The organism is Vibrio sp. 10N.261.52.C2 (assembly GCF_041471425.1).
Classification (GTDB): Bacteria; Pseudomonadota; Gammaproteobacteria; order Enterobacterales; family Vibrionaceae; genus Vibrio; species Vibrio crassostreae_C.
In genome coordinates, this window is record NZ_JBFROH010000065.1 from 1 (window position 1) to 11,878 (window position 11,878).

General features: G+C 44.6%; 9 protein-coding genes and 1 tRNA gene. 1 reads left to right on the forward strand and 9 read right to left on the reverse strand.

Features of this window, described 5'->3' with window-relative positions; all coding sequences use genetic code 11:
- Positions 1-182: 182 nt before the first annotated feature.
- The 8 genes from hflC to tsaE all read right to left on the reverse strand — a co-directional run bounded on the left by hflC (position 183) and on the right by tsaE (position 9,729).
- Positions 183-1,160, reverse strand: a complete 978-nt coding sequence (hflC, locus tag AB4307_RS20585) for a protease modulator HflC (protein WP_017059930.1) — start codon at positions 1,158-1,160, stop codon at positions 183-185.
- A 2-nt stretch (positions 1,161-1,162) separates the two neighbouring features.
- Complete coding sequence (gene hflK / locus AB4307_RS20590; protein ID WP_017063176.1) at positions 1,163-2,365, reverse strand: FtsH protease activity modulator HflK; 1,203 nt, start codon at positions 2,363-2,365, stop codon at positions 1,163-1,165.
- Between the two features lie 27 nt (positions 2,366-2,392).
- Complete coding sequence (gene hflX, locus AB4307_RS20595) at positions 2,393-3,700, reverse strand: ribosome rescue GTPase HflX (RefSeq protein WP_017059928.1); 1,308 nt, start codon at positions 3,698-3,700, stop codon at positions 2,393-2,395.
- Positions 3,701-3,744: 44 nt separating this feature from the next.
- Positions 3,745-4,008, reverse strand: a complete 264-nt coding sequence (gene hfq, locus AB4307_RS20600) for an RNA chaperone Hfq (RefSeq protein ID WP_017059927.1) — start codon at positions 4,006-4,008, stop codon at positions 3,745-3,747.
- 192 nt (positions 4,009-4,200) lie between these two features.
- Positions 4,201-5,133: a tRNA (adenosine(37)-N6)-dimethylallyltransferase MiaA gene (miaA, locus tag AB4307_RS20605; RefSeq protein ID WP_017059926.1), complete on the reverse strand. Its 933-nt coding sequence runs from the start codon at positions 5,131-5,133 to the stop codon at positions 4,201-4,203.
- Positions 5,134-5,230: 97 nt separating this feature from the next.
- Positions 5,231-7,453 carry a DNA mismatch repair endonuclease MutL gene (mutL, locus tag AB4307_RS20610; protein ID WP_372133298.1) on the reverse strand — a complete coding sequence of 741 codons (2,223 nt, stop codon included), beginning with the start codon at positions 7,451-7,453 and terminating at the stop codon, positions 5,231-5,233.
- Between the two features lie 102 nt (positions 7,454-7,555).
- On the reverse strand, positions 7,556-9,271 hold the full coding sequence (locus tag AB4307_RS20615; protein WP_372133301.1) for an N-acetylmuramoyl-L-alanine amidase: 1,716 nt from the start codon (positions 9,269-9,271) through the stop codon (positions 7,556-7,558).
- Entirely contained in the window at positions 9,265-9,729 is a 465-nt protein-coding gene (gene tsaE, locus AB4307_RS20620; RefSeq protein ID WP_004735870.1) for a tRNA (adenosine(37)-N6)-threonylcarbamoyltransferase complex ATPase subunit type 1 TsaE, read from the reverse strand. Before tsaE ends, AB4307_RS20615 begins: the two co-directional genes overlap by 7 nt.
- A gap of 240 nt (positions 9,730-9,969) precedes the next feature.
- On the opposite strand from tsaE, the gene queG reads away from it, so the two are divergent.
- Positions 9,970-11,148: a tRNA epoxyqueuosine(34) reductase QueG gene (queG, locus tag AB4307_RS20625; protein ID WP_017059922.1), complete on the forward strand. Its 1,179-nt coding sequence runs from the start codon at positions 9,970-9,972 to the stop codon at positions 11,146-11,148.
- A gap of 613 nt (positions 11,149-11,761) precedes the next feature.
- On the opposite strand, the gene AB4307_RS20630 is transcribed toward queG, so the two are convergent.
- A tRNA-Gly gene (locus AB4307_RS20630) sits at positions 11,762-11,837 on the reverse strand.
- Between the last annotated feature and the right edge of the window lie 41 nt (positions 11,838-11,878).

Consider the following 11,878-nt stretch of genomic DNA (forward strand, 5'->3'; position numbering starts at 1 on the left):
AATTTTCCGGATTGGTATAAGTAGAACGCTGTTAAGCGCCTTCCCTCGCGCCCCAATAGTGAATCCACAAACATGTCTCCTCCTGAAAGAAGTCATAGAAAACAAAAAGGCTCCCACAATGGGAGCCTTTTAAGTTTTAACGTATTTTGCTTATTAAGCTAAGCATTCGCTAACGCATCAGCTTATTTTGCTGGAGCGCCGCTTGCTTGATTCATGTATTGGAAGAAGTCAGTCTTCGGATCCAGTACTAGAATGTCGCTCTTATCGCTAAATGATGTCTCATAAGCTTGCAATGAACGCATGAAGCCGTAGAACTCAGGATCTTTGCTGAACGCATCAGAGTAGATCTTCGCTGCTTCTGCATCCGCATCACCACGAGTGATTCGAGCTGTACGGTCAGCTTCAGCAAGAACTGTTGCCACTTCTAGCTCAGCTTGAGCACGGATAACTTCCGCTTTCTCACGACCTTGAGAACGGTGTCTACGAGCAACCGATTCACGTTCTGCACGCATACGGCGGTAGATAGATTCACTGATTTCGTCAGGAAGGTTAATCTTCTTCATACGAAAATCAACAACTTCAACACCTAAATCAGCCATCGCACTTTCTGCCGTTCCAGACAAAACGTTTTCCATGATCTTATCGCGTTCGCCATCAACTTCTAGTGCTTCTGCAGCCGCTACCGTTGTGACGACTTCGCTATCAGCAGAGTCTGGCAGGATGTCCTTGTTGCGAGGGCCTGACACGATCTGCTTAATTTCACGAGAACCAATTTCAGAACGAAGAACATCTGTCACTTTACGCTCAAGAAGTGCTTCTGCCGTCATGATATTACCGCCACCGGTACTCAGATAGAAACGTCCAAAATCAGCAATACGCCATTTTGCGTAAGTATCAATTAGAACGTCTTTTTTCTCTGATGTTACGAAACGGTCAGAACGGCCATCCATCGTTTGAATACGAGCATCAAGTACTTTTACGCGATCAAACATCGGTAGTTTAAAGTGCAGACCTGGTTCATAGATTCGTGATACGCCGTTGTCATCGAGAACTCGACCAAAACGAATTACCATGCCACGCTCACCTTCTTGAATCACAAACACTGACATCAATAGAAGGGCAATCGTCACAACTAATACAGGGATCATTAATTTACGCATTATTAGTATCTCCCTTGGCGTGAACTGTCTGAACGAGTTTGAGTGCTAGGCTTTGGATCCGCTTGAGTTTCTAACTCAATTTGATCGTAAGTTGATGATGCTTTTGCAGGGCGAGAGCCCGACTGAGAACCACCTTGTGCGCCTAGCTTATCAATTGGTAGGTATAGCAAGTTACCGCTTGATTCAGAATCAATCAGGACTTTCGATGTGCTTGAGTACACTTTTTCCATTGTATCTAGGTACATACGGTTACGTGTTACTTCAGGAGCAGCTTGGTATTCAGGTAGCAGTTTCTCGAATTGAGCAACTTGACCTAGAGCACCATTAACTGTGCGCTCTGAGTAACCCACCGCTTCTTTCTTCAAACGCTCAGCACGACCTGTTGCTTTTGGAAGAATGTCATTTCGGTAAGCTTCAGCTTCACGCTCGAAACGCTCTTCATCCTCACGAGCCGCGATAGCATCATCAAATGCATCTTTCACTTGCTCAGGTGGACGTGCTGACTGGAAGTTCACATCAACAATCAGAATACCCATATCGTAGCTATCAATAATACGGTTCAACGTTTCTTGAGTGCTTTGACGAATCTGCTGACGACCACTTGTCAGGATACTATCCATTAGTGAGTCACCAATTACCGCACGAAGCGCGGAATCGGTTGCTTGACGTAAACTGTCGTCTGCATTCGTTACACGATACAAGTACTTGTATGGGTCAGAAACACGGTATTGAACACCCATTTCAACGGTCACAACGTTTTCATCTTTCGTTAGCATCGTGCCAGCAGCACGTAGAGAACGAATCGCTTGAACGTTTACTAGTTGCTCATCACTGATTTCATCGATGAAGCGTGGGTGCCAGTTAAGACCAGGTTCTTCGATACGGTCGAACTGACCCAGTCGAAGTACTACTGCTCTTTCTGCTTCGCCAACGGTGTAGAAACCAGCGAAGAACCAGATAGCAATAGCAATAACGGCAATGACACCAAAGCCAATTGCACCGCCACCACCAATAGATGGCCCGTTACCGTTGCCACCCTTTTTACCAAACTTGCCACCTAACTTTTGACTTAGTTTATTAAACACTTCGTCTAGATCTGGCGGTCCTTGATCTCGGCCGCCGCGATTATTTTTATTACCCCAAGGGTCATTATCGCGGCCGTTATTATCGCCGTTGTTGTTATTTCCAGGCTCATTCCACGCCATTAGAAAGCTCCATCATTTGATATGACGTTATACTGTAGCAGTCTCTTTGGTAACGATAAAGTCACCTAAGAGCGCCCCTTCTCTTTTTTCAAGTTTAGACCAATCTATTTGTTGCATTCGGATATCTATCAACAAGTTACCATTTTCATCATACTCTTCCTGTTGAATACATTTCATCTCGAAGAATAAGCTGCGAATGCGACCCTGATGTTGATGTGGAATACACAACCGGAATTGAACCATCTGGCTAGCTAAACGCTCAGTTAAAGCTTCAAACAGTAGCTCAATACCTTCTCCTTCCATTGCAGAAACCCAAACAGCGCGAGGTGCGCCCTCTTCGTCTCTTTCAATTCGAGGTTTTTGGTCTTCCATGCAGTCAATTTTGTTCATGACTACAAGGGTTGGCACTTCATGAGCATCGATTTCTTCTAATACTTCATGAACAGCCTGAATGTTCTCACGAAAACGGTCATCACTGGCATCAACAACATGTAACAAAATGTCAGCTTCCTGCGTCTCTTGTAATGTTGCCTTGAACGCAGCGACCAAGTCGTGTGGTAGATGACGGATAAAACCTACGGTATCTGCGAGAATTGCAGGCCCGACATCTGCCAAATCAATCTTACGTAGTGTTGGGTCTAGGGTTGCAAACAGTTGGTCTGCCGCATAAACACCCGCACTTGTGATGCGATTGAAAAGTGTTGATTTCCCTGCGTTGGTATAACCAACCAAAGAAATTGTTGGGATTTCAGCTCGATTACGAGCACGTCGTCCTTGTTCACGCTGCTTAGCAACTTTCGCTAAACGACGTAGTATTGCCTTTATACGGTCACGCAACAAACGTCGATCGGTTTCCAGTTGAGTTTCACCTGGACCACGAAGACCAATACCACCTTTCTGCCTTTCAAGGTGAGTCCAACCACGAATCAATCGGGTAGAGATATGACGAAGCTGAGCGAGCTCAACTTGTAGCTTACCTTCATGAGTTCGCGCACGTTGTGCAAAAATATCTAAGATCAAACCCGTGCGATCAATCACACGACATTTACACAATTGCTCGAGGTTGCGCTCTTGGGCAGGAGAGAGGGAGTGGTTAAAAATCACAATTTCAGCACCGGTCAGCTGAACAGCTTGTGCGATTTCTAGGGCTTTACCTTCTCCAACGTAGTATTTAGGGAGTGGGGATTGTCGGCTACCAGTAATCACTTGTAGCGTTTCTACCCCCGCTGAGGAGACCAGCATTTCACATTCGCTTAGATCTTCCCATTCTCCCTCTTGCGTGAAGTTGATATGAACAAGTACGGCTCGCTCGCCGGATTCATAACGGTCAAACAAGCAACCAACTCCTTATTACAGCGCAAGCTGTACAAATTGAACGATTAATCTTCAGTCTTCTCTGGACGATCAGATGGCGTGCGTTGCTCGCCGCTGTGGTGACTAACTGCGCGAGCAGGTACCACAGTAGAAATCGCATGCTTGTAAACCATTTGGTTTACTGTGTTCTTCAATAAGATCACGAATTGATCGAAAGACTCGATCTGACCTTGCAGCTTAATGCCGTTAACAAGATAGATAGAGACTGGAATGCGCTCACGACGGAGTGCATTTAGGAATGGGTCTTGTAGCGATTGCCCCTTAGCCATTTTATTTTCCTTATTTGTATTTTGTTGTAATTATTTAGCTAGTGGTGCACAAAAAGGTGCGGCCTTTGCATCTGAGCTAAATGAATAAAAAAACTCCGTTGTTATTGAAAGGCTGTGATTTTTAAAAGCCTCAATAACGGATCCTTTCCAGAGTATATTCACGCAAAAGCGATCACATTATACACAGCAATACTAATCAGATGCTATTGCATCTGAAAGAGTTTCTAACGCTTGATCAATGTTTTCGCTATCTAACCAAGTTAAATCATCCCAACTGCGCAACCAGGTGATTTGTCGCTTGGCCAACTGACGGGTTGCACAGACACCACGGAAAACCGCTTCGTCTAAATCACAATTACCGTCTAAATAATCCCACATCTGCCTATAACCAACGCATCGGATCGATGGCAGTTCAGGGTGAAGATCTTCTCTCGCGTACAACGCCTTCATTTCATCTTCAAACCCAGCTTCTATCATCTTCTCGAAACGCAGCTCAATGCGGCGATGGAGTTCAGTCCTTTCCTTGGGAGCTATTGCAAATTGTTTTACACGAAATGGCAGGCTATCGCCTTTCGTTTGAGTTAGCTCTGTTAATGTTTTACCCGAAATTCGGTAAACTTCCAATGCCCTTGAAAGCCTTTGTGGATCATTTGGGTGTATTCTTTCAGCGGATACGGGATCTATCTCTCTTAATTGATCGTGCAATGCCTGCCAACCTTGTTCGATAGATTCCGCTTCAATCTGCTTACGAATCTCTTGATCCGCGGCTGGTAATGGCGATAAACCTTCCAACAATGCTTTGTAGTACAGCATTGTGCCACCAACAAGTAACGGGATTTTGCCTTCCGCTACAATCTTATTCATTTCATTGATCGCATCACGACGAAAATCTGCCGCAGAATACGCTTCGCTTGGATCCAAAATATCAATCAAGCGATGAGGCGCGAGCTCAAGCTCTTCCGCATCCGGTTTAGCGGTACCAATATCCATGTCTTTGTAGATCAATGCCGAATCGACGCTGATGATCTCTACAGGGTATTTCTGACGTAAGCGGATAGCTAAATCTGTTTTTCCTGACGCCGTTGGGCCCATTAAAAACAACGCTAAAGGTAATTTTTCAGTCATGATATTTTGTATTTGCTTCTCTGTTTTAGCGCTTTTTAGCAAAGGGCTTTGTGTCGCGACGTATTCAGCTAAAAAGACAAAGGTCGTCGCGAAAAAATTAAACCGTAAACGCGGCTATAGTCGCTGAAAAGTCGATAGGATTAACAAACTCTGGATCATCTAATGGAAGTAGACCATGCCAAAGTTGTTCTAGTTCCCCAACTAGTTGAACCGCTTCAGATAAAGTGTAGTCGCTTTTTACTTGTGCGGTTTGAATCCCGATCCAGTTAACCAAAGCTGACAACATGTCATTAGGTTGCTTCACTGCACCCTGGGCATTTATTGAAGCCGCGTAAGATAACAGATCTGGGATCAAAATTTGTAAGTTTTGCTGCCTTAAAGGAGAAGGCACGCCCATCACCATTACCGCCTCGCTGTTTCGCGCCTTAAGCTCAATCCCCAGTAATGCCAGAGTTTGACTCAGCGCCTTAGCAACTTCGACAAGTTCACTACCCAGCTTAATCGATAAAGGCACCAATAGTGGTTGGCTTTTTAACGCACCACCTCGAGTATCAAGCTGACCAACAACACGCAATAACTCAGCCTTAGCCAAGGAAACCAGCACACTGCCGTTCTTATTGCCCATTACCAGATACTGACGTTCCACAATCGAGACCGCTTTGCCCAAGTCCGTTACAGGTGCTCTTGGCTTTAAATGAACAGGATTCTGTTGAGCAGGCTTAGCTTCTTTATTTTCTTTATTTTCTTTATTTTCTTTATTTTCTAAGTTGTCTCTGGTTTCTACTGGTGCCACATGCTCTTGAGAAAGTGAAGGCTGTACAACTTGCTCATCAAAATCTGGCGTTTTCAGAAGCTCTTTATAGGCTTTCACTTCTCGCTTAGATGGCGCGGGTTCACCATGATGTTGGTGTGGCTCTTTCTCTTTTTTAGGTTCAGGTCGAGACTCTATCCACTCTTGGCGAGAGGAACCGGTAAAACTGCTGTCACTAGTAGCCGAGCTTCGGCCAGCAGATGAACTTGGACTGGTTGATGAGCTTGGGCTAATTGATGAAACATAATGTCGCCCACCATCATTAACGCTGTGTTGAGGCTTATCAAAAGCGTGCTCTGATTCTGCTTTTCTCGGGTAGGCAGGCGTTTGCTCAATAGCGTGTCGCACCCTATCCGAAACTTGGGTTTGATCCGAACTGCTAGGCATTACGCTTTCTGGCTCAGCGAAACTTGCAACACCATCAACTGCAGAGCTCGTACTATCTTGCTGATGATGAATCACTTCTGACTGATGAAAAGCCGACTGATTGATTGGTGCAGCATCGATCTGCTTGCTCTGTGCTAAACCATCACTCAATGCTTGGTAAATAAAGTCATGCACAAGGCGCGCTTGATGAAAACGCACTTCATGTTTTGCAGGGTGGACATTCACGTCCACCTGATGTGGGTCGAGTTCAATGAACAACACATACGTCGCGAATTGGTCTGGACGCAGGCTGGTTTCGTAGCTTTGACGAATCGCATGATTGATCAGCTTGTCACGCATCATACGACCATTCACATAGCAGTATTGCAGGTCGCTTTGTTGTCTTGCTCCTTCTGGCGTGGTGATCCAGCCATGAAGTTTTAGGCCTTGATGCTCAAGTTCGATCTTAAGCATATGACGAACAAAAGGATTGCCACATACCGCAGCGATTCGCTTTTCTGCTTGAACTTGTGTTTTTGCAGCGCGGTACTGACGAATCATCTTGCCGTTATGACGAAGGTTGATCGTCACATCAAAACGACTCAATGCGATGCGTTTAAGCAACTCATCAATATGGGTGAATTCAGTTTTCTCGGTGCGTAAGAATTTGCGGCGTGCTGGCGTATTAAAGAACAGGTCCAACACCTCAACCGAAGTGCCAATAGGATGCGCCGCAGGCTGCAGTTTTACCTGCATATCACGACCTTCACTGTGTGCTGCCCAAGCTTGATCTTGAGTGGCAGGGCGTGAAGTCATGGTCAAGCGCGCAACCGAGCTAATACTCGCCAGCGCTTCACCACGGAAACCGAGGCTGACGATCGCCTCTAGGTCATCAAGAGTGTGGATTTTGGAGGTAGCATGACGACTCAGTGCCAAGGCAAGCTCATCTTTTACGATGCCTTTACCATTGTCACGAACGCGGATCATCTTGGCGCCACCTTTCTCGATATCAATATCGATACGTGTCGCACCAGAATCCAAACTGTTCTCAACCAACTCTTTTACAACAGAAGCGGGTCTTTCTACCACCTCACCCGCTGCGATTTGGTTAGCTAACCGAGCTGGCAGTATTTTGATCGTCATATTAATTGCTACCTTACTGCCATTGATGGAAACGCTGTTACGTTTGCACTAGTTCTTCTTTTTTAACATTGATATACCTGAAGCCGCTTAGTATTCCCAAGGCTACTTGTGAGGAATAATCAACACTTGGCCGATAGCCAGGCTGTCAGATTTTAACTTATTCGCTTGGCGAATGCTGTTGACGCTCACGCCGTATTTCGAAGCTATCTTGCCAAGGTAATCACCTCTTGCAACTTTGTGTTTGCGCAGAGGAACATCTTTAACTTCAACCGTAATACGTAACTTTTGGCCTACTCTCACCGTCTCTGATTTCAAACGGTTCTCACGTTTAATATCAGCCACCGACACTTTATAGCGGCTGGCGATCTTACCTAGGTACTCTCCAGACTTAACCGTGTGAGTGATGGTCTTCGTTTTAACCGCACTGCTTGATGATGAAGTTGAAGCACTGCCTGGAATCTTAAGTACTTGACCAATTGCTAGGCTGCTCGATTTCAGATTGTTGAACTTCATCAACGTCTGTGTCGACGTACCATACTTGCTCGCAATCACAGACAAAGACTCACCACGAGAGACTTTATGTTGGCTCACGCTGCCCGTTGATGACGTTGCGTTAGACAAGATAATCCCTTCAGGCGGGTTAGCCTTCAAATACTTAACCACCGCTTTAGTCACTGCTCGTGCCAATTTATCTTGGTGCGAACGTTGGAAAAGAAGCTTCTCTTCCGTCGGATTCGAAATAAAACCTGTCTCTACCAGTACTGATGGGATCTGTGGTGAACGTAATACTGCTAAGCTGGTGTTAATCGGCTTGCTATTGTGCAGTTTCGCAACCTTACCCATTTCAGACAGAATTGCCGTTGCCAGTTTGTAGCCCTCTTTTTGAGAGTGGCTAAACTGCAAATCAAGCAGGGTTTGGTTTACGTTCTTATCATCAATATTGCTTGTGAACGCTGCACCGCTACCACCAAGCAATTCAGACTGTTTCTCTTTATTCTCAATCCAACGAGAGATCTCTGTATTTGCGCGTCGAGTGTTCAATACAAACACTGAACCACCTCTTGGTTGAGGCGTCGTAAAGGCGTCGGCGTGAATAGAGATCAACAGGTGAGCTTCATTCTCTCGAGCAATCGCAACACGTCGATTCAGGTTCACAAAGTAATCAGCATTACGAGTCATACGAGTTTTGATCCCCGGGACCGCATTCAGTTGAGCTGCTAACTTCTTAGAAATACTCAGAGTCGCGTCTTTTTCGTATTTACGCGTAGGACCAATCGAACCTGGGTCTTCACCACCGTGGCCAGGATCAATCACAATTAGAATATCTTTCTGGCGCTTAACCTGATTAATGTTCTTACTTACCGTTGGCTTACTCGGTGTCGATGTCGCTTTACTTGCCGCACCATGAGGTAAGTCGATCACCAAACGGTGTCCATACTGACCACCTGGAGTCGGGCTCAGTTTGAATAATTCTGCTTTAGACGACTTCTTTAACTCAAAAACCAAGCGATAGGTGTTTTTGTCTGGCGGTGAGCTCTTACGAATCTTAGATAGAACAGGGCTGTCTTTCACCTCGACCGGTAACTTAGTCGCAAGACTGGTATTTTTTAAATCAACCACTAAGCGACTCGGGCTACTCAGGGTGAAATAGCTAAAGTCCGCTTCTGATTTTAAGTCGATAACCACACGAGTTTCTTCTGGAGAAGGCCAAACCCTTAAACTTTTCAGTGAGTTTGCAGAAACAAGTGAAGAAAACAGTATAGAAAAAACAGCAGCCATCATGGCCACTGTTGAAATAAGGCGTTTAGAAATCAACATAACTCCAACTGACTAAGTAAGCGCTGTCCGTATTCACTATTAGCGGTTAAAGAAACAATACGGTGATCGTCTTGGTAACGAATATCAATATCCAAATCGGCTTCTGGTAGCATCCCATAACCTTTCTCAGGCCACTCAACCAAACAGATAGCATCCGGCGTAAAATAGTCACGAATTCCCATAAACTCTAACTCTTCAGGATCTGCTAGGCGATAAAGGTCAAAGTGGTACACCTGCCAATCTGCAAGTTGATAAGGTTCAACTAGAGTATACGTTGGGCTTTTTACATTTCCTTGATGGCCAAGTGCTTTTACAAAGCCACGACTAAAGGTCGTTTTGCCTGCGCCAAGATCACCATGCAGATAAATAGTCGTCTGCTGTGAGCAAAGATTCGAAAGCTCCGTTCCTAATTGAATCGTTGCTTGTTCATCTTTCAAAGTAAATTGTTTCGTGCTCATGAATACGTTCTCTAAAAATCGATCGTTGACTATATAAAAATCAAAAGAACAAGAATAGTAAACCGTGATGCTTTTGGGAGACAAGCACTCAAGTGTAAGTTCTATGAAAAATACTGCTCAAAACGCGTCTGTTCTGGTCAACACCACTAAGATCCGTTAAGATCCGCCCCCATTTTTGCCGAACCTAATTTTAATTAGCCTTATCTCTAATTGTAAAACAGAGAAAATAAGAAATAAGCCATGAATCTAGACCATCTTGCTGAAAAAATTAAAATCTGGGGAAAAGAGCTGGGCTTTCAAAAAGTTGGCATCTGCGATGTTGATTTAAGTGAACACGAAGCCCCTCTTCAAGCATGGCTAGATGCTGGCAACCACGGCGAAATGGATTGGATGGCTCGACATGGGATGATGCGTGCACGTCCTGATGAACTTCACCCAGGCACAATTCGAGTGATCAGCGCTCGAATGAACTACCTACCACCAGAAGCTCAGTTCGCCTCTAACCTAAGCGATACCACTCAAGGCTACATCAGCCGCTATTCTTTAGGCCGCGACTATCACAAATTGTTCCGTAACCAGTTGAAAAAGCTAGGACAAAGAATTGAAAAAGAGGTCGAGGGTTTAGACTCACGCCCTTTCGTCGATTCAGCGCCCATTTTGGAAAGACCACTCGCTCAAAAAGCAGGGTTGGGCTGGACAGGTAAACACTCATTAATTCTTGATAAAGACGCTGGCTCTTGGTTCTTTCTAGGGGAGCTGTTAGTTAACATCCCTCTTCCCACGGATGAACCCAGTGTTGATGAGTGCGGCAAATGCACCGCATGTATCACTTCTTGCCCAACGGGTGCCATTATTGCTGATGGCGTAGTGGATGCTCGCAAATGTATCTCGTACTTAACCATTGAATATGATGGTGTGATCCCTGAAGAGTATAGAGATGCCATTGGTAACCGTATCTACGGTTGCGATGATTGTCAGTTAGTTTGCCCGTGGAATCGTCATGCCGAACTCACAGAGCAAACAGACTTTCACCGCAGAGAAGATTTCCAAGAAGCCGATCTGGTTTCACTTTCAAGTTGGGACGAAGCAACCTTCCTAAAGAAAATGGAAGGCTCAGCAATCAGACGTATCGGCCACACCCAGTGGTTACGCAATATCTTTGTTGCGATGGGCAATGCACCATTTCAACAACGCATTATTGAAACCCTGGAGTCTCATCAAGGCAAAAACGAAATGCTTGATGTGCATATTGAGTGGGCTTTGAATAAACAACTACAGCAGTTACCCAACGCTAGCAGTGTGCAAGAAGATAGCTCTACGCAGAAAAATAGCTGTGTGCAAAAAAGTAACAGCAAAATCTCCACCAAAAAGCACAGACTGATACGTATAGTAGAGAAAGGACTACCAAGAGACGCCTAGCCCTTTTGGTATCAACGATTGACAGCGACACCCACATCGATAGTCCAATATTTAAGACAACTCGTTGCACATAATTTTAGAACAATGTTTGACCTTGTTCTCAATTCTAACAATGTGGAAAAAATTCAGAACTCTCGTAAACTTCCGACACCCGAGCAAAGTTAAACACAGTACCGATAAATGATTAAGATCAAAAAACAACAAGTTAACGATCTTTTATTAAATCCAAGATAGGCATCCAACTTGATAAAAAACAACAAGTTACGATCGCTGCAATTCATCTAATATATTGAAAACAAGAAAGATCTTTTAGGGATAGGTAAAGAATTAAGCCTGAAACAACTTTATCAACCAAGTTATCCACACCTAACATTTTGTGGATAAGTCTGTTTATAGATGTGAAAAACCTCAAGTGTCTGCTTCAGAGACCTGATATTTACTAGCATTCCAGTTGCTAAGAAAAATTTAAGACAAAAAAATATCCACCATGATGGAGGATTGTTTGCTTTTTTGGGGGGATGATGCTTCGCAGCATTAAAGAAAGAGCGTGACCTTTGTGGTCGCCTTTAAACACAGAGGTTTAAAGTACTTATTAGCTTTTTTAGAAGAAAGCTGGAGCGATACATCGGGTTCGAACCGATGACCTCAACCTTGGCAAGGTTGCGCTCTACCAACTGAGCTAGTATCGCATTAGTTAACCGCTGCTCTTGCTGCCTTGGGCAACAGATAG